At 67.3% G+C, this 16559-nt stretch carries 18 protein-coding genes; 10 read left to right on the forward strand and 8 right to left on the reverse strand.

The window, feature by feature from the left end:
- Nucleotides 1–280: 280 nt before the first annotated feature.
- Both RTW82_RS26765 and RTW82_RS26770 read left to right on the forward strand, forming a co-directional pair.
- Entirely contained in the window at nucleotides 281–1024 is a 744-nt protein-coding gene (locus RTW82_RS26765) for an SDR family oxidoreductase (RefSeq protein WP_265168381.1), read from the forward strand.
- A gap of 137 nt (nucleotides 1025–1161) precedes the next feature.
- Nucleotides 1162–3207, forward strand: coding sequence for a WG repeat-containing protein (locus tag RTW82_RS26770; protein WP_316926986.1), 2046 nt, complete (start codon nucleotides 1162–1164; stop codon nucleotides 3205–3207).
- On the opposite strand, the gene RTW82_RS26775 is transcribed toward RTW82_RS26770, so the two are convergent.
- Nucleotides 3196–4533, reverse strand: a complete 1338-nt coding sequence (locus tag RTW82_RS26775; protein WP_316926987.1) for a heavy metal sensor histidine kinase — start codon at nucleotides 4531–4533, stop codon at nucleotides 3196–3198. The genes RTW82_RS26770 and RTW82_RS26775 overlap by 12 nt on opposite strands.
- A complete protein-coding gene (locus RTW82_RS26780) occupies nucleotides 4533–5213 on the reverse strand; it encodes a heavy metal response regulator transcription factor (RefSeq protein ID WP_021219141.1) in 681 nt (226 codons plus the stop codon). Before RTW82_RS26780 ends, RTW82_RS26775 begins: the two co-directional genes overlap by 1 nt.
- A 144-nt stretch (nucleotides 5214–5357) precedes the next feature.
- Here RTW82_RS26780 and RTW82_RS26785 point away from each other — a divergent pair, with 144 nt between their 5' ends.
- The 4 genes from RTW82_RS26785 (at nucleotide 5358) to queF (ending at nucleotide 9164) form a co-directional block, all read left to right on the forward strand.
- A complete protein-coding gene (locus RTW82_RS26785) occupies nucleotides 5358–5906 on the forward strand; it encodes a cupredoxin family protein (protein WP_316926988.1) in 549 nt (182 codons plus the stop codon).
- Nucleotides 5903–7567, forward strand: coding sequence for a copper resistance system multicopper oxidase (locus RTW82_RS26790; protein ID WP_316926989.1), 1665 nt, complete (start codon nucleotides 5903–5905; stop codon nucleotides 7565–7567). The genes RTW82_RS26785 and RTW82_RS26790 overlap by 4 nt, the downstream gene beginning before the upstream one ends.
- Entirely contained in the window at nucleotides 7554–8255 is a 702-nt protein-coding gene (locus RTW82_RS26795) for a copper resistance protein B (RefSeq protein ID WP_316926990.1), read from the forward strand. The genes RTW82_RS26790 and RTW82_RS26795 overlap by 14 nt, the downstream gene beginning before the upstream one ends.
- A gap of 78 nt (nucleotides 8256–8333) precedes the next feature.
- Entirely contained in the window at nucleotides 8334–9164 is an 831-nt protein-coding gene (gene queF, locus RTW82_RS26800) for an NADPH-dependent 7-cyano-7-deazaguanine reductase QueF (protein WP_316926991.1), read from the forward strand.
- 87 nt (nucleotides 9165–9251) lie between these two features.
- Here queF and RTW82_RS26805 read toward each other — a convergent pair whose 3' ends face one another.
- The 3 genes from RTW82_RS26805 to RTW82_RS26815 all read right to left on the reverse strand — a co-directional run bounded on the left by RTW82_RS26805 (nucleotide 9252) and on the right by RTW82_RS26815 (nucleotide 10847).
- A complete protein-coding gene (locus RTW82_RS26805; RefSeq protein ID WP_021219136.1) occupies nucleotides 9252–9515 on the reverse strand; it encodes a DUF4404 family protein in 264 nt (87 codons plus the stop codon).
- 128 nt (nucleotides 9516–9643) lie between these two features.
- Nucleotides 9644–10384, reverse strand: coding sequence for a hypothetical protein (locus RTW82_RS26810; protein ID WP_021219135.1), 741 nt, complete (start codon nucleotides 10382–10384; stop codon nucleotides 9644–9646).
- Nucleotides 10385–10460: 76 nt separating this feature from the next.
- Nucleotides 10461–10847 (reverse strand): acyl-CoA thioesterase, encoded by a 387-nt coding sequence (locus RTW82_RS26815; protein ID WP_410478861.1) that lies wholly within the window; start codon nucleotides 10845–10847, stop codon nucleotides 10461–10463.
- 122 nt (nucleotides 10848–10969) lie between these two features.
- Between RTW82_RS26815 and RTW82_RS26820 the strand changes: the two genes are divergently transcribed.
- Nucleotides 10970–11671 (forward strand): VacJ family lipoprotein, encoded by a 702-nt coding sequence (locus RTW82_RS26820; RefSeq protein ID WP_031287576.1) that lies wholly within the window; start codon nucleotides 10970–10972, stop codon nucleotides 11669–11671.
- 59 nt (nucleotides 11672–11730) lie between these two features.
- On the opposite strand, the gene RTW82_RS26825 is transcribed toward RTW82_RS26820, so the two are convergent.
- On the reverse strand, nucleotides 11731–12030 hold the full coding sequence (locus RTW82_RS26825) for a PilZ domain-containing protein (protein WP_021219132.1): 300 nt from the start codon (nucleotides 12028–12030) through the stop codon (nucleotides 11731–11733).
- Nucleotides 12031–12249: 219 nt separating this feature from the next.
- Here RTW82_RS26825 and rssB point away from each other — a divergent pair, with 219 nt between their 5' ends.
- Both rssB and rssC read left to right on the forward strand, forming a co-directional pair.
- Nucleotides 12250–13434, forward strand: coding sequence for a two-component system response regulator RssB (gene rssB / locus RTW82_RS26830; RefSeq protein ID WP_263402922.1), 1185 nt, complete (start codon nucleotides 12250–12252; stop codon nucleotides 13432–13434).
- Nucleotides 13431–13913: an anti-sigma factor antagonist RssC gene (gene rssC / locus RTW82_RS26835; protein ID WP_021219130.1), complete on the forward strand. Its 483-nt coding sequence runs from the start codon at nucleotides 13431–13433 to the stop codon at nucleotides 13911–13913. Before rssB ends, rssC begins: the two co-directional genes overlap by 4 nt.
- A 59-nt stretch (nucleotides 13914–13972) precedes the next feature.
- Here rssC and tal read toward each other — a convergent pair whose 3' ends face one another.
- A complete protein-coding gene (gene tal, locus RTW82_RS26840; protein ID WP_316926992.1) occupies nucleotides 13973–14902 on the reverse strand; it encodes a transaldolase in 930 nt (309 codons plus the stop codon).
- A 300-nt stretch (nucleotides 14903–15202) separates the two neighbouring features.
- Here tal and RTW82_RS26845 point away from each other — a divergent pair, with 300 nt between their 5' ends.
- Nucleotides 15203–15481, forward strand: a complete 279-nt coding sequence (locus tag RTW82_RS26845; RefSeq protein ID WP_263402925.1) for a hypothetical protein — start codon at nucleotides 15203–15205, stop codon at nucleotides 15479–15481.
- Here RTW82_RS26845 and dusA read toward each other — a convergent pair.
- Nucleotides 15478–16488 carry a tRNA dihydrouridine(20/20a) synthase DusA gene (dusA, locus tag RTW82_RS26850; RefSeq protein ID WP_316926993.1) on the reverse strand — a complete coding sequence of 337 codons (1011 nt, stop codon included), beginning with the start codon at nucleotides 16486–16488 and terminating at the stop codon, nucleotides 15478–15480. The genes RTW82_RS26845 and dusA overlap by 4 nt on opposite strands.
- Nucleotides 16489–16559: the final 71 nt, after the last annotated feature.

Below are 16559 nucleotides of genomic sequence, written 5' to 3' on the forward strand. Positions count from 1 at the left end.
AGTTCCCGCTTCGGCAGTTTGCCGGGGCGGTTTCGGGCAGGGGGCTGGCGGGTGGCCATCGACTGCGACGGACCGCCGATTATCTCCCAGAGCGGCCGCTCCAATGAGCGGAGCACTGCTCAGTTCTGGCAAATAGCCGGTGGCGCGGGTGACGTGTCGTCGGCTGGCTGCGTCGACGGCGCCCCTGGCGGATGACCGGCATCACGGCCGCGACCCCGCCAGCTATACCCAGTGAAGGCCCGGCCTGCCTGAAGTCGCCGTGGCCTCCCGGAGGGAATCCATGCCGCACCCTGCCAGAACCGCAATCGTCACGGGCGCCTCCCGAGGGATAGGGGCCGCCATCGCCCGACGCCTCGCCGCCGACGGCTTCCAGATCGTCGTCAACTATGCCGCCCGTCCCGAGGCCGCCGAACAGGTGGTGCGCTCGATCATCCAGGCCGGAGGCCGGGCGTACGCCATCCTCGCGGACGTCAGCGACCCGGCGGCGGTGGCCGTGCTCTTCGACCAGACCGAGCTGGAGTACGGCGGGGTCGATGTGCTGGTGAACAACGCCGGGATCATCCAGCCCGGCCTGGTGGACCTGGCCGATACCAGCGAGGCGCTGTACGACCGGATCTTCGCGGTCAACACCCGCGGCACCTTCAACACCATGAAGCTGGCCGCGCAGCGCCTGCGCGATGGCGGGCGGATCATCAACTTCTCCACCAGCGTGGTGGGCCTGGCGCTGCCGGGCTACGCCGCCTATGCCGGCTCCAAGGCGGCGGTGGAGGCCATGGGCCGGGTGTTCGCCAAGGAGCTGCGCGGCCGCGGCATCACCGTCAACTGCGTAGCGCCGGGGCCGACCGCCACCGAGCTGTTCCTCGACGGCAAGGATGCGGAAACCGTGGCGCGCCTGGCCAACCTGGCGCCCTTGCAGCGCCTCGGCCAGCCGGAAGACATCGCCGGGGTGGTGGCCTTCCTCGCCAGCGAGGAGGGCGGCTGGATCAACGGCCAGACGCTGCGGGTCAATGGCGGCATCGTCTGAGCCGTCCCGCCTGACCCTTCAGCAAAGCGAGGAAAAACCCCGGCAAGCCCTGTACAGTCGCGCCGCAGTATTCGCTGCCGCTCGTCGTCGAACGCGCGGCGGGTGGTCGATCGATACGGGGTGCAGGGAGTGGTTGCATGGTGAAGGGAGGCAAGGCGCTGCTGTGGGGCCTGGCGCTGATGATGGGCGGCATGGGCGCTGCCGAGGCGGCGTCGCAGCTGCTTTGCAGCACGCGTTGGTCGAGCGCCAACGAGGCGGTCGACCAGCGTCTGGGTGGCGATTGCATGCTGGTGACGGCGAAGGGGGCACTGCAGGTGCCGCAACTGTTCCAGCAGGTGGGCGGCGGGTTGCAGGCCGGGCGCTTCGCCTTCAAGCGCGACGAACTCTGGGGTTATGCCGATGACGCGGGGCGGGTGCTGGTGGCGCCCGGCCTGAGCATTGCCCGTCCCTTTGTCGAGGGGCGGGCGATGGTTTGCCGCGAGGAGGCCGAGCGGCGCTTCTGTGGCTACCTGGGCCTGGATGGCAAGCCGGCGTTCCCCTTGGTCGAGGGGCTGTATTTCCTCCGTGACTACCGTGGCGGCCAGACCCTGGCGGCGCCCGATGGTGGCCGGGGCAATTTCATGATGGACAGCGCCGGGGGGCGCCAGGAGCTGGGGGCCAGCGCGGCCGGCCGTTGCAACACCTGGGTGCTGGAGACCCGCTCCGCCCGTGCCCTCGGGCGCCTGCCGGCGGATGGGCGGCTGCCGGTGCCGGGGGCTGATGCGCAGCACCCGCTGGGCGATTGCGCCCAGGCGCTGGAGGCGGTGCCGCCCCTGGAGCTGGACCTGCCGGCGCTGTTCAGCGAGTGGCTGCACCTGCAGGTGACCCGTGTGCACCCGTTGAATGAAGGCGTGCGGGTGATGGCGACGGACGGGCCCTGGGGCTGGGGCCTGCTGGATGAGCAGGCGCAGCTGGTGTTCGGCCCGGCGCCAAGGTTGTACAGCGAGCCGCTCGACCTGAGCCTGCGCGAAGGCCTGCTGCCGGTGCGGCTGCCCACCGGGGAGAACCTGGGGCAGGTGCAGTCGCCGAGCACGGTGCGCTTCATGGCGGTGGACGGCAGCTACCCGCTGCCGGGGGATTTCGAGGATGCCCACGGCTTCCACGAGGGCCTGGCGGCGGCGCGTTCATCGCAGAACCACTTGTGGGGCTTTATCGATCACCAGGGCGCCTGGGTGATCGCCCCGAGTTACCCGGCGGTGATCGACGACTTCGATGAGGGGCGGACGGTGGTGACCCTGCCGCTGCCCTACGAGCGCAGCGTCGAGGCGCTGATCGACCGCAGCGGGCAGGTGCTGGCCCGTTACGACGAGTTGCTGGCGCGTCATTTCCCCGACCCGCAGCTGGAGCAGTTGCCGGGGCCGCTGCCGTTCCTGCCCTGCGTGCTGAACGGTGCGAACTACCTGTCGCCCGAGGAACGGCGGGTGGCGCTGGAGGGGCAGGGCGGTGACTGGGCAGGGCTGTGCGTGGACGATCAACTGCGGGCGAAGGCGCAGCAGATGGCGTTGCGCTTGCACGGCAGCCTGGCGCCGGAGCGCTCGATCCTGCAGTGGTCCGCTGCCCTCGACGCCTGGCTGGCGCGCTTGCGGGCCTGCAAGGCCGACGTCAGCTGCCAGCGGGCGCTGCTGGATGAGGGCCTGAGCGACCCGCGCTGGGCGCAGCCGGTAGGTCCGGAAGGCGGTCTGGCCTTGCCCGGACTCCCGGGCGAGGTGCCGGAGGCGCTGCAGCAGCGCTTGCGTCAACAGGTGGCGCAGTCGGGCAATTACACGCCCGAAGACGAGGACATGGGCGATGGCTGGGGCGATGCAAGCCTGGGCTTTGGCCGGGTCGACCTGGGTGAGGGCCGGCCAGGCATCCTGGTGTCGCAGAACGTGCAGCGCAGCAACGCCCTTTGGCTGTTCGCGGTGAATGACGCGGGTGAGCCGCAGCTGCTGCTGGAAGGGCAGGGCATGCTCGGCGCAGTGAGCGGGCCGCTGAGCCAGGGCCATGTACCGGTGCGCCTGTATGCGGACCAGGGGCAGGGGGTTTCCGACTGGCGCTTCAACGGCTCGACCTATGTGATGGAGGCGTCCTGTGGGCAGGCCTGGGGCATGGATGTGCTTCTGAGCTACGACTGCCAGCCCGCCGGCCCCGATTCAGGGCGCTAGGGGGAACTCCAGCACGAAGCGCGTCCAGCCGCCGGCCGATTCGCAGCGGATGGCGCCGCCGTGGGCGTGGACGATGGAGCGGGTGATGGCCAGGCCGAGGCCGGCGTGCTCCGCCTGGCCTTCACGGCGCGCCGGGTCGCCACGGAAGAAGCGGTCGAACAGCCGCGGCAGCAGCTCGGCGGGGATCGGGGTGCCGTCGTTGGCCACTTCCAGGCGGACCTGGCCGGCGTCCTGCTGCACCAGGAGCTGGATGCGTCCGCCCGCCGGGGTGAAGCGCAGGGCGTTGTCGATCAGGTTGGACAGGGCGCGGCGCAGCAGGGCGCGGTCGGCCGGCAGGCGGGCATCGCCCTGGCGGCTGAGGGTGACCTGGCCATCCTCGGCCAGGGGCGCGAAGAATTCCGCCATCGCGTCCAGCTCGGCCCCCAGCTGCAGGGGCTCCAGGCGGGTGGCGAGCAGGCCGTGCTCGGCCTTGGCCAGGAACAGCATGTCGTTGACCATCTGCGCCAGGTGCTGCAGCTCTTCGAGGTTGGAGTGCAGGGCTTCGCGGTAGGCGTCGCCGTCACGGGGCTGGGCGAGGGTGACCTGGGTCTGGGTGAGCAGGTTGGACAGCGGCGTGCGCAGCTCGTGGGCGATGTCGCTGGAGAAGGCCGAGAGGCGCTGGAAGGCGTCGTCGAGGCGGCCGAGCATGGCGTTGAAGGCCTGGGTGAGGCCGGCCAGCTCGGCAGGCAGTTGGTCGTCGGCCAGGCGCGTGGTGAGCGAGCTGGCGGAGACGCCGGCGGCGACTTCGGTCATCCGCCGCAGGGGGCGCAGGCCACTGCGCACGGCCCAGGCGCCGAGCAGGGCGGTGGCCAGGGCGCTGAGGCCGACGGTGAGCCAGATCAGCCGCTGCATGCGTTCGAGGAAGTGCTGGTGGTGGGTGATGTCCAGGCGCAGTTCCAGCCGGGGCGATTGCGCGCGCTGCGGTTCCAGGGGCGCGTCGAAGCGGCGCCAGGCGGTGTCGCCGTGGCGGTCATGGCCGGCGCCGGCGACGGCCTGGCTGTCGAACCAGGGTTCGCCGTCGGCGCCGAGGATGCGCAGGGCCAGGTCGGGGTGGCGTTCCAGCTCGGTGCGCAGCTCGTCTTCATGGCGGCCGATGGCTTCGGCGTTGCGTGCCGGGCCGAGGATGCTGCGGAACACCTCGACCTTGCCGGCCAGCAGTTGCTGGTCGAGTTCGACGAAGTGTGCGGCGCTGGCGCGGTCGAAGAGCAGGCCGGCGATCAGCGAGACGGCGGCGGTGCAGGCGGCGAACAGCAGGCTGAGGCGGGCGCCGAGGGACAGGCGGCGCATCAGGCGTCCCGCGCCTCGAGCACGTAGCCCATGCCGCGCACGGTGTGGATGAGCTTGGTCGGCCAGGCGTCGTCGACCTTGGCGCGCAGGCGGCGGATGGCGACCTCGATGACGTTGGTGTCGCTGTCGAAGTTCATGTCCCAGACCTGGGAGGCGATCAGCGACTTGGGCAGCACCTCGCCGTGGCGGCGCAGCAGCAGTTCCAGCAGGGCGAATTCCTTGGCGGTGAGGTCGATGCGCTGGCCGTCGCGTTCCACCCTTCGGCGCAGCAGGTCGAGGCGCAGGTCGGCCAGTTGCAGGCTGGTGTCCTGCTGGCCGGTGGCGCCCCGACGCAGCAGGGTGCGCACCCGGGCCAGCAGCTCGGCGAAGGCGAAGGGCTTGACCAGGTAGTCGTCGGCGCCCTGTTCCAGGCCGCGCACGCGGTCTTCCACGGCGTCGCGGGCGGTGAGGAACAGCACGGGGATCTCCAGGCCGGACTCACGCAGGGCGCGCAGCACCTGCCAGCCGTCGCGGCCGGGGAGCATGACGTCGAGGATGACCAGGTCGTAGTCGCCGGTGAGGGCCAGGTGCTGGCCGGCGATGCCGTCGCTGGCGAGGTCGGCGAGGAAGCCGGCTTCGCCCAGGCCCTGGCGCAGGTAGTGGCCGGTCTTGGGTTCGTCTTCGACGATCAGCAGTTTCATGGGGCACTCGTGACGGGGAACACTTGCTTTATACCGCGCCGGCGGCCGCCGGTGGCGCAAGCTGACAAAGTTGTAATGTCGCGGTCAGCCAGGCGCCAGCCTGGGGTGCTTAAGGTGGCGTCATCGTCACTCAAGGAGCGCCTTATGAAATCCTCTCTCATCGCCCTGGCCCTGGGCCTGTCCATCAGCCTGCCGGTGCTGGCCGACACGCCGTCCGGTGGCTATGCCTTCGGTCACCCGGGCAAGGCCGCCGAGGCCGACCGCACCGTGGAGATCACCCTCGGCGACATGTATTACGAGCCGGCCAGCCTGGAGGTGAGGGCGGGTGAGACGGTGCGCTTCGTGCTGAAGAACAGCGGCAGCCTGCTCCATGAGTTCAACCTGGGCGACGCCGCCATGCATGCGGCGCACCAGAAGGAAATGCTGCAGATGCAGCAGATGGGCATGCTCACCCCCACCGGCATGAACCACGACATGGGCCAGATGGACCACAGCAAGATGGGCCACGACATGGCCGGCATGGACCACGGCGCGATGATGAAGCACGACGACCCCAACAGCGTGCTGGTGGAGCCGGGCAAGACCGCCGAGCTGACCTGGACCTTCAGCGCCACCACCGGGCTGGAGTTTGCCTGCAACATCCCCGGCCATTACCAGGCGGGAATGGTGGGCAGCCTCAAGGTCACGCCATGAAGCGGGTGCTGATCGGCGCCGGGCTGCTGGCCCTGGCCGCCAACGCCCTGGGTGGCAGCTATGACCTGGTGATCGATGAGGGGCAGGTCGAGCTGAGCGATGGCCGCCGGCCGGCGCTGACCATCAACGGCCAGTCCCCCGCCCCGGAGTTGCGCTTCAAGGAGGGCGAGGAGGTGGAGATCCGCGTCACCAACCGCCTGGACCGCGACACCTCGCTGCACTGGCACGGGATCATCCTGCCCTACGACCAGGACGGCGTGCCGGGCATCAGCTTCCCCGGCATCAAGCCCGGGCAGACCTTCACCTACCGCTTCCGCCTGCAGCAGTCGGGCACCTACTGGTACCACGCCCACAGCGACTTCCAGGAACAGGAGGGGTTGTACGGGCCACTGGTCATCGAGCCCCGGGCCCGCGAGCCGTACCGCTACGACCGCGAATACACGGTGATGCTGTTCGACTGGCAGGACGAGAAGCCCGAACGCACCCTGGCCAACCTGAAGAAGGACGCCGAGTACTACAACGACCAGAAGCTGACGGTGGGGGACTTCTTCCGCGATGCCGCTCGCGATGGCGTCTGGGCGACGCTGAAGGACCGCTGGGCCTGGGGCGACATGCGCATGTCGCCGACCGATATCGCCGATGTCAGCGGCTTCCGCTTCCTGGTCAACGGCCGCGACACCGAACAGAACTGGACGGCGCTGTTCAAACCGGGCGAGCGGGTGCGCCTGCGCCTGATCAACGCCTCGGGCATGAGCTACTTCGACCTGCGCATCCCCGGCCTGCCGATGACCGTGGTGCAGGCCGACGGCAACGACGTGTTGCCGGTGACGGTGGACCGCCTGCGCATGGCGGTGGCGGAAACCTATGACGTGATCGTGCAGCCGACCGAGGACCGCGCCTATTCGCTGCTGGCCGAATCCATGGACCGGCGTGGCCTGGTGCGCGCCACCCTGGCGCCGCGCGAGGGGATGGCCGGCGAGGTGCCGCCCCTGGGGGCGCCGCGCCGCCTGACCATGGCCGACATGGGCGATATGGGTGAGATGGCGGGCATGGACCACAGCGCCATGGCCGGGATGGACCACGCCGCCATGGGCCACGGGATGCCATCGGCACCGGCGGGCAACCCCGACTACGCGCCCGGCAGCGGCGTGGCACCGGAGGCCGAGGGCGGGCGGGTGCTGGTGTACGGCGACCTCAAGGCGATGCGCCCGGACGCCCGCTACCGCGCGCCGGACCGCACCATCGAGCTGAAGCTCACCGGCAACATGGAGCGCTACTTCTGGTCCTTCGACGGGGTGAAGTATTCGGAGGCCGAGCCGATCCGCCTGCGCTACGGCGAGCGCGTGCGCTTCCGCTTCGTCAACCAGACGATGATGAACCACCCCATGCACCTGCATGGCATGTGGATGCAGCTGGACAAGGGCAACGGGCGGCTCAACCCGCTCAAGCATGTGGTGAACGTGGCGCCCGGCAGCACCCTGGAAGTGGATGTGCCGGCCGACGCCATCGGTGAGTGGGCCTTCCACTGCCACCTGATCTACCACATGGTCAGCGGCATGTTCCGCAAGGTGATTGTCGAGGCGCCCGACGGCAGCAGCCGTTCCCTGGGCGACGCGATGGAGATGGACAGCAAGGGGGACGCCGCTCATGCGCAGCATTAAGTGGGGCTTGCTGGCGGCATTGGCCAGCCCGGCGGCGCTGGCGATGGACATGGACGCCATGCCCGTCGGCTACTTCGGCTTCGATCGCCTGGAGAGCCGTTTCCACGGCGACGACGCCCAGCTGGCTTGGGAGGCGGAGGGCTGGTACGGCAACGACCTGCACAAGCTGGTGCTGAAGAACGAGGGCCTGCGCGATGCCGGTGGGCCGACCGTGGACAGCGAGACGCAGCTGCTCTATCGGCGCATGGTCAGCGACTTCTTCGACTGGCAGGCGGGGCTGCGTTACGACGACCAGCCCGGGCCTTCGCGCAGTTACGGGGTGCTTGGCATCAAGGGCCTGGCGCCGCAATGGTTCGAGGTGGAGGCGAACCTGTTCCTCAGCGAGCGGGGCGACCCCTCCCTGCGCCTGGAGGCAGAGTACGAGCTGCTGCTGACCCGCAGCCTGGTGCTGGAGCCGCGCCTGGAATACGACCTGGCCCTGGCCGACGACCACGACCTGGGGCGCGGCGCTGGTGGCAGTACGCTGGAGACCGGGCTGCGCCTGCATTGGCGGCTGGCGCCGGACTTCTCGCCCTACGTCGGCTACGAGTGGGAGCGCACCTATGGGCGCAGCGGCGATTGGCTGCGGGAGGAGGGCGAGGCGGACGAGGAGGGGGCCTGGGTGGTGGGGCTGCGCGCCTGGTTCTGAGCGGGCGCCGCGCGGGTTTCGCGGCGGGTGGCGGCCTGTATACAATTGCCGGGTTTTCCCGCTCAGGTCGCCTTCCTCATGCAGCATCCCGCCGAACACTCGCCGCTGGGCAAATCCAGCGAGTACATCAGCACCTACAGCCCGCAACTGCTGTTCCCCATCTCCCGCGTGGCGAAATGGAACGAGCTGGGGCTGACGGCGGAGACCCTGCCTTATAAAGGCGTGGATTTCTGGAACTGCTATGAGCTGTCCTGGCTGACCCCGTCCGGCAAGCCGGTGGTAGCCATCGGCGAGTTCGCCATCCCGGCGGCCTCGCCGAACATCATCGAGTCGAAGTCGTTCAAGCTTTACCTCAACTCGCTGAACCAGAGCGCCTTCGCCAATGCCGACGAACTGGTGGCGGTGCTGGAGAAGGACCTGTCGGCCGCCGCCGGCGCGCCGGTGCAGGTGCGCGTGCGCAGCCTGGCCGAGGTGGAAGCCGAAGGCGTGGCCCGCGCCGCCGGGACCTGCATCGACGACCTGGACGTGGCCATCGCCAACTACGAGCACCCGCAGCCGGAGCTGCTGCGTGCCGATGCCGGCGAGGTGGTGGAAGAGGCGCTGCACAGCCACCTGTTGAAGTCCAATTGCCCGGTCACCAGCCAGCCGGACTGGGGCACCCTGGTGGTGGAGTACAAGGGCGCGCGCCTGGATCACGCCAGCTTCCTGGCCTATATCGTCAGCTTCCGCCAGCACTGCGACTTCCACGAGCAGTGCGTGGAGCGCGTCTTCCTCGACCTGCAGCGCCTGCTCAAGCCGGAGTACCTGAGGGTGCATGCCCGCTACGTGCGCCGGGGCGGGCTGGACATCAACCCCTACCGCAGCACCCATGAGCTGGCACCGGACAACGGGCGGCTGGCACGGCAGTAGGAGGTCCATTTTCCCGGGCTGAAGCCCGGGCTACCCCCAGAACGCAAAACCCCGGCACAAGGCCGGGGTTTTTCGTTTGCGGGTGCTTCAGATGCCCATGTTCGCCAGGCTCTGGACGATGTTGCGCAGGGTGCCGGCGAGGGTCGGGTGCTTGATCTCGAAGCGCTCGACCGCGAGGTTGACGCCGTCCACCAGGCTGTCGTCGGGCGGGGTGGCCGGTTCGGTGGCCAGTTGCAGTTCGATGTCCTGGATCAGCGTGTTCAGCTCGGCGCGCTCGTGCTCATCCATCGGGGCGTCGCTGGCCAACTGCTCGCGCAGTTCTTGCAGTTGCTGCTGCAGACGTTCAGACATGGCGTTCTCCTTTCATATGACTCAGGAGTGGACCTCCGGCGGCTGCCAAAAGGTCCCTCGTGTCGTTGAGATTAATCCAGGAGTGCCGCGCGCGCCTGATCCCGATCAAGGCTGTAACAATTGTGCGGTCAGGGCTTTTCGCCTTTCTGTCGGCGCGCCGCGAGGTCGTCCAGGCAGGCGGGCAGTTCGCCCAGGTGGTCGATCACCGAGTGCGCGCCCAGGCGGTAGAGCTCCAGGGTGGCGCGGGCACGCAGGGGGTCGCGCTCGTTGGCGGCCAGGGCCTGCCAGTCGCCCAGGGCCTGGCCACAGAGGCGGCCGCTGGCGGCGAGGCCGACGGTCCAGAGCCCGGCATTGAGGCCGGCCTGGAGCAGGCGCGGTTCGCTGCTGACCAGCACGCAGCCTTCCAGGCGCTCCACGCCCAGGGCGGCGAGGGCCCGCCAGCAGGCGTCAGGGGCTGGCCAGGGGCGGCTTTCGGGGTCGTTGCCGGCGGCCAGGGTGCTGGCCAGGGGGCCGGCGAGGGCGTGGGTGGTGCCTTCGGGCAGCTCGTCGAGCCAGGCGCCGGGGATCTGCCGGGCGGCGAGCAGGTCGAGGAGCTGGTCCAGCCCGGGTGCGGCTTCGGCGTGTTCATCGGCGGCGCTGGCCAGGGCTTCGTTGAAGCGCGCCAGTTCGGCGGCCTTGGCCGGGCGTTGCAGGGCATGGCCGAGGGCCTGGGTCGGCGGCAGGGTGGCGGCTTCCTGCAGGCGCTCTGCGGTGCAGCGTGGCAGGGTGCGGGTCAGGGCTACGGGGAGCGTCCTGGCGCCGAAATCCACGAGGCAGCCGGAGAGGCCGAAGAGCAGGGCATTGAATGCGGGCGGTGTGCTGGTGGGCATGGCAAGGTCATCCTGACGGGGTCAGGCCCCAGCCTAGCCCTGCCGCATGACGGCTGGATTAAGGAAAGATGACGGCTCAGCTGCCGTTCATTAGCTCGCGCAGGCTGGCGGGGACGGGGACCGGGCGGTTGCCGGCGTGATCGACCCAGACCAGCTTGCAGTAGCCCTCGCCGTAGAGGGTGTGCGGGTCTTCCTCGGTGCTCAGGCGGTGCTCGACCACCAGACTGGAGGTACCGACGGTGCCGGCGAACAGCTGGATGACCACGGTGGCGGGGTGCACCACGGGCTTGAGGTAGGTGTGCAGGGTCTGCAGGACCACCGGGCCCTGTTCGACGTTGGTCATGGGGATGCCGTGCTGCTCGAACCAGGCTACGCGGGCCTCTTCCAGGTATTGGATATAGAGGGTGTTGTTGACGTGGCCGTAGCTGTCCATGTCGCCCCAGCGCACCGGGATGCGGGCAATAGTTTTTCCTGCATCGGGCGCCTTCGCTATGCTGCCTATTGAGTTCCCGATGGCCGTATAATGCGCGCCTCACCGGGCGGCCCACGGGTTCGCCACACTACTTTTCTCTAGGAGAGTCTGCAATGCGAATGATCGCCACCGGGTGGCTCGATCGTCTGGGTCGTGTGTGCTGCGTAGCGGGGCTGGCACTGCTGCCGCTGGCGGCGAATGCGGCGGAAAGCGATCCGTGGGAGGGCGTCAACCGGGTGATCTTCCGCTTCAACGACACCCTGGATACCTATGCGCTGAAACCTGTCGCCCAGGGCTACCAGGCGGTGACCCCGGACATCGTCGAGAGTGGCGTGCACAACGTCTTCAACAACGTCGGCGATGTCGGCAACCTGGCCAACGACCTGCTGCAGGCGAAGTTCCATGACGCCGGCGTCGACACCGGTCGGCTGATCTTCAACACCACCTTCGGCCTGCTGGGCGTGTTCGACGTGGCCACCCGCATGGGGCTGCAGCGCAACGACGAGGACTTCGGCCAGACCTTGGGCGCCTGGGGCGTGGGCAGCGGCCCTTACGTGGTGCTGCCGCTGCTGGGCTCGAGCACCCTGCGCGACGCGCCGGCGAAGATCCCGGACAGCTACCTGGGCCCGTACCCGTACATCGACCACGTGCCGACGCGCAACGTGATCCGTGGCGTGAACGTTATCGACGCCCGCGCCAACCTGCTTTCGGCGGAGAAGTTCATCCAGGGCGACAAGTACAACTTCATCCGCAACGCCTACCTGCAGAACCGTGAGTTCAAGGTGCGCGACGGGGAGGTCGAGGACGACTTCTAAGCCTTCCCGGGTATGAAAAAGGCGGCCATCGGGCCGCCTTTTTCGTTTCCGCGCGTTGCTCAGCGCATCGAGATGATGGCGAGCCCGATGGACTTGCCACCGTTCTCGCTATCACTCAGGCGCACCACCTCGGCTTCAGCCAGGAGGCCCTGCAGTTCGGCGTGGTCGGATGGGATATGGACCTTGACCTTGTCGCCGATCGCCAGCTCCACGTCCGCTTCCAGCTGCATGCCGGTACTGGAGAGGTCGCGGCAAAGGGCGGGAATCTCGCGTCCGGCATGATGCAGGACGACATGGGCTTCGACTTGCATCCGGATGAAATCGCGTTTCTCGCTATAGGCTCGATCGCTTTGGCTCATTGCCACTGTCCTCTTGTATTTGATGGACTCTCCCCGAGCTTCTTATAACTCCCGTCGATTTCTTGTGTAAAGGCGGGTTTCGACAATCGGTGCACGCTTGAATCGCCCCGCGGATGGGAGTACCGTCTGCGCCTTGAAGCGAACCCCCATACGCGCACCAGGGCCTTGGGCCGGGTGTTCAACCAGCCCGTCCCATGGCGCCGTTTGCCTGGATACTCCATGCACAATACCAGTGCCAAGCTGCTGATCATCGATGACGACGAGGTAGTGCGCGCAAGCCTTGCGGCCTATCTGGAAGACAGTGGTTTCAGCGTCCTGCAAGCTGCCAATGGCTTGCAGGGGCTGCAGGTTTTCGAGCAGGAACATCCTGACCTGGTGATCTGCGACCTGCGCATGCCTCAGGTCGATGGCCTCGAACTCATCCGCCGCGTCAATCAACTCCAGTCCGATACCCCGGTCATTGTCGTGTCCGGCGCTGGCGTCATGAGCGATGCCGTGGAAGCGCTGCGCCTGGGCGCGGCCGACTACCTGATCAAACCCCTGGAAGACCTGGCGGTGCTGGAGCACTCGGTGCACCGGGCGCTGGACCGCCACGCCCTGCGCGTCGAGAACCAGCGCTACCGCGAAGAGCTGGAAGCGGCCAACCGCGAACTCCAGGCCAGCCTGCACCTGCTGCAGGAAGACCAGAACGCCGGGCGCCAGGTGCAGATGAACATGCTGCCGGTGACGCCCTGGACGGTGGATGGGCTGAAGTTCGCCCACCAGATCATCCCGTCGCTGTACCTGTCGGGGGATTTCGTCGACTACTTCCGCGTGGACGATCACCGCGTCGCCTTCTACCTGGCCGATGTCTCCGGCCATGGCGCGTCGTCGGCCTTCGTCACCGTACTGCTGAAATTCATGACTACCCGGCTGCTGTACGAATCCCGCCGGGGTGGGTTGCTTCCCGAGTTCAAGCCTTCCGATGTGCTCGGCCATATCAACCGTGGGTTGATCAACTGCAAGCTGGGCAAGCACGTGACCATGCTCGGCGGGGTGATAGACGAAGAAAGCGGTCTTCTGACCTACAGCATCGGCGGGCACCTGCCGCTGCCGGTGCTGTTCAGCGAAGGCAAGGCGCGTTACCTGAGCGGGCGCGGCCTTCCGGTTGGGCTGTTCGATGAGGCGACCTACGAGGACCAGGTCCTCGAGCTGCCGGAGTCCTTCAGCCTGACGCTTTTATCCGACGGCATTCTGGACCTTTTGCCGGGAGATACGCTCAAAGAAAAAGAGGCTGTGCTACCGGAATTGGTGTGCACGGCAGGTGGCAGTCTGGATGGCTTGCGACAGGTGTTTGGACTGGCCAATCTGGGCGAGATGCCGGATGATATCGCCTTGCTGGTGTTGAGCAGGAACCTTGCATGAGTACCGGTAAAATCCAGTTTGCCGAGCAGGACGGAACCTTCGTCCTGAAGTTCGTCGGTGAAATTCGCCTTACCTTGTGTTCGGCTCTGGATGCGACCATTGAGAAGATCTTCTCCGCGCTGAATTTCTCTGCGATCGTCATCGATCTCACGGAAACTCGCAGTATCGACAGCACTACATTGGGCCTGCTGGCCAAGCTGTCGATCCTCTCGCGGCAGAAGGTAGGACTGTTGCCGACCGTGGTGACCACCCACCCGGACATCACTCGACTGTTGCAGTCGATGGGGTTCGACCAGGTGTTCAACATCGTCGGCAAGCCGCTGCCATGCCCGGAATGCCTGGAAGACCTGCCTCCGCAGGACCAGACCGAGGACGTGGTACGCACCAAGGTGCTGGAAGCACACCGCATCCTGATGGGGCTCAATGAGTCCAATCGAGAAGCCTTCCACGATCTGGTGAGCGCCCTCGAGCGCAGCTGATCGTCTTTCCCCCTGATTGGTGAACCCGCGCGCGCAGCCTTGTGGCTGCGCGCGCGTTTTTATTTCTGGCGGGCGTTGAGCAGGGCTTCGAGCTTTTCCTGGTCGCGGGCGAACAGGCGGATGCCCTCGGCGAGCTTCTCGGTGGCCATGGCGTCTTCGTTGAACTGCCAGCGGAACTGGGCCTGGTCCAGGGCGACGCGCGGCTCGCTGTCGTTGCTCGCACTGAGCGTGAGTTCCAGAGTGCCGGTATCGTCCGCCAGCTGTTGCAGCAGGTCGGGGCTGATGGTCAGGCGGTCGCAGCCGGCCAGCTGTTCGATCTGGCCGAGGTTGCGGAAGCTCGCCCCCATGACCACTGTGTCGTAGCCGTGGGCCTTGTAGTAGCGATAGATGCGCGAGACCGACTGCACGCCCGGGTCTTCGGCGCCTGCGAAGTCACGGCCCTCGGCCTTCTTGTACCAGTCGTAGATGCGCCCGACGAAGGGCGAGATGAGGAAGACCCCGGCATCGGCGCAGGCGACCGCCTGGGCGAAGTTGAACAGCAGGGTGAGGTTGGTCTGGATGCCGTCGCGCTCCAACTGCTCGGCGGCGCGGATGCCTTCCCAGGTGGAGGCGATCTTGATCAGCACGCGGTCGCGGCCGATGCCGGCCTTGTCGTAGAGGCCGATCAGGCGTTCGGCGCGACGCAGCGTGGCCTGGGTGTCGAAGGACAGGCGGGCGTCCACTTCCGTGGAGATGCGGCCCGGGATCACCTTGAGGATCTCCTGGCCGACGGCGACGCCGAAGCGGTCACAGGCCAGGCCCAGGTCGCCTGCGCTACCAGCGACCGCCGCGTCGAGCAATTCGGTGTAGCGGGGCAGGGCGGCGGCCTTGAGCAGCAGCGAGGGGTTGGTGGTGGCATCGACCGGCTTGAGGCGGGCGATGGCGTCGAGGTCGCCGGTGTCGGCGACCACGGTGGTGAACTGCTTGAGTTGATCCAGCTTGGATGTCATGGACGAAGCCTTGTCGTTGCAGATTGCATGACCTTACCCGAGCCGCCTGGCCCGCTCAACGGGGCGGCGTGGGTAAATTCGTGGCCTTGTCCCGCGTCATTCTTCCCTGAGGGATCGAGCGGAACCGCCGCAGCAGTCTGACCGCCGGATTTGGATTTTTTTCCTTTTTTCTTGCGGGTTTTTCGTTCTCGTTCGTCTTTATTAGTAGAACCCCTGAAATTGCAGGGGGAAAAGAGGCCAGCAGGACCGCCAGCCTCGATGCGAGCCGAACAGGCAACCGATACAACAAGGAGTCATGCCATGCCGATGAGCGACCACCAGCACCTGCGCCACATGCTCCAGGAGGCCGGCCTGAAGACCAGTCTGCCCCGCCTGAAAGTGCTGGAAGTACTCTGCGATGCCAGCCAGGAAACCGGCGGTATTTCCACCCGCTTGCTGCACGAGCGCCTCAACGCCGCCGGCGAGCCCCTGTCACTGATCAGCGTGCGCCAGGTGCTTGGCCGCATGCTGGAAAGCGGCCTGGTGGTGCCCGAAGGGCAGAAGGGTTACTGCCTGGCGCGGAGCCAGAGCGCGGCTTAGTGGCCGCGTAACAGCTCGGTGGCCTGATCCAGCAGGCCCAACGGGTCCTGGGTCTTGTGCACGTCCACCGAAAGCAGCTGACGGAAGCGCCGCGCCCCGGGGAAGCCCTGGCCCAGGCCCAGCACATGGCGGGTGATGTGGTGCATCTGCCCGCCTTCCGCGATGTGCCGCTCTATATAGGGACGCAGCGCCGTCAGGGCCTCGGCCCGGGTCGGTTGCGGCGCCTGGCCACCGAATAGCCGCGCATCCACGCCTGCCAGCAGGTAGGGGTTGTGATAGGCCTCGCGGCCGAGCATCACGCCGTCGAATACCTCGAGGAGGGCCGCGCACTCATCCAGCGTCTTGATGCCGCCGTTGAGGATCAGCTCCAGGTCCGGGAAGTCCTGCTTCAGTTGCGCGGCGACGTCGTAGCGCAGCGGCGGGATTTCACGGTTCTCCTTCGGCGACAGCCCTTCGAGGATCGCGATGCGCGCATGCACGGTGAAGCTGCGGCAGCCGGCATCGCGGACCTGGCCGACGAAATCACACAGCTCGGCATAGCTGTCGCGGCCGTTGATGCCGATGCGGTGCTTGACCGTCACCGGGATCGCCACGGCATCCAGCATCGCCTTCACGCAATCGGCCACCAGCGCCGGATGCCCCATCAGGCAGGCGCCGATCATGTTGTTCTGCACCCGATCACTGGGGCAGCCGACGTTGAGGTTCACCTCGTCGTAACCCGCTTCCTCCGCAAAGCGCGCGCAGGCCGCCAGGTCAGCCGGCACGCTGCCGCCCAACTGCAGCGCCAGAGGGTGCTCGGCCTCGTCATGACGCAGGAAGCGCGCACGATCCCCCTGGAGCAGCGCCCCGGTGGTCACCATCTCCGTGTACAGCAGCGCATGGCGCGAAAGCAGGCGCAGGAAGAACCGACAATTTCTATCTGTCCAATCCATCATCGGCGCAACGGAGAAGCGGCGGGACAGCGCAGGGCGCGTGGTTGCTGGGATTGCGGTGGATTCGTTGAGCATTTTTCGTACAGCTGATAAGGGGCGGTTTGAGGCCGGCAGCAAGTGGCGATTCGACTCACTGGCACGGCGAT

The sequence above is a fragment of the Pseudomonas sp. zfem005 genome, from assembly GCF_032621735.1.
Lineage (GTDB): Bacteria > Pseudomonadota > Gammaproteobacteria > Pseudomonadales > Pseudomonadaceae > Metapseudomonas > Metapseudomonas solani.

Coding starts and splice junctions, on each gene's coding strand:
- rssC (WP_021219130.1), top strand. CDS start 13,431: ATGAGTACCGGTAAAATCCAGTTTGCCGAGCAGGACGGAACCTTCGTC.
- RTW82_RS26790 (WP_316926989.1), top strand. CDS start 5,903: ATGAAGCGGGTGCTGATCGGCGCCGGGCTGCTGGCCCTGGCCGCCAAC.
- RTW82_RS26845 (WP_263402925.1), top strand. CDS start 15,203: ATGCCGATGAGCGACCACCAGCACCTGCGCCACATGCTCCAGGAGGCC.
- RTW82_RS26785 (WP_316926988.1), top strand. CDS start 5,358: ATGAAATCCTCTCTCATCGCCCTGGCCCTGGGCCTGTCCATCAGCCTG.
- RTW82_RS26770 (WP_316926986.1), top strand. CDS start 1,162: ATGGTGAAGGGAGGCAAGGCGCTGCTGTGGGGCCTGGCGCTGATGATG.
- RTW82_RS26795 (WP_316926990.1), top strand. CDS start 7,554: ATGCGCAGCATTAAGTGGGGCTTGCTGGCGGCATTGGCCAGCCCGGCG.
- RTW82_RS26805 (WP_021219136.1), bottom strand. CDS start 9,515: ATGTCTGAACGTCTGCAGCAGCAACTGCAAGAACTGCGCGAGCAGTTG.
- queF (WP_316926991.1), top strand. CDS start 8,334: ATGCAGCATCCCGCCGAACACTCGCCGCTGGGCAAATCCAGCGAGTAC.
- RTW82_RS26775 (WP_316926987.1), bottom strand. CDS start 4,533: ATGCGCCGCCTGTCCCTCGGCGCCCGCCTCAGCCTGCTGTTCGCCGCC.
- RTW82_RS26810 (WP_021219135.1), bottom strand. CDS start 10,384: ATGCCCACCAGCACACCGCCCGCATTCAATGCCCTGCTCTTCGGCCTC.
- RTW82_RS26780 (WP_021219141.1), bottom strand. CDS start 5,213: ATGAAACTGCTGATCGTCGAAGACGAACCCAAGACCGGCCACTACCTG.
- RTW82_RS26825 (WP_021219132.1), bottom strand. CDS start 12,030: ATGAGCCAAAGCGATCGAGCCTATAGCGAGAAACGCGATTTCATCCGG.
- rssB (WP_263402922.1), top strand. CDS start 12,250: ATGCACAATACCAGTGCCAAGCTGCTGATCATCGATGACGACGAGGTA.
- tal (WP_316926992.1), bottom strand. CDS start 14,902: ATGACATCCAAGCTGGATCAACTCAAGCAGTTCACCACCGTGGTCGCC.
- dusA (WP_316926993.1), bottom strand. CDS start 16,488: ATGCTCAACGAATCCACCGCAATCCCAGCAACCACGCGCCCTGCGCTG.
- RTW82_RS26820 (WP_031287576.1), top strand. CDS start 10,970: ATGCGAATGATCGCCACCGGGTGGCTCGATCGTCTGGGTCGTGTGTGC.
- RTW82_RS26765 (WP_265168381.1), top strand. CDS start 281: ATGCCGCACCCTGCCAGAACCGCAATCGTCACGGGCGCCTCCCGAGGG.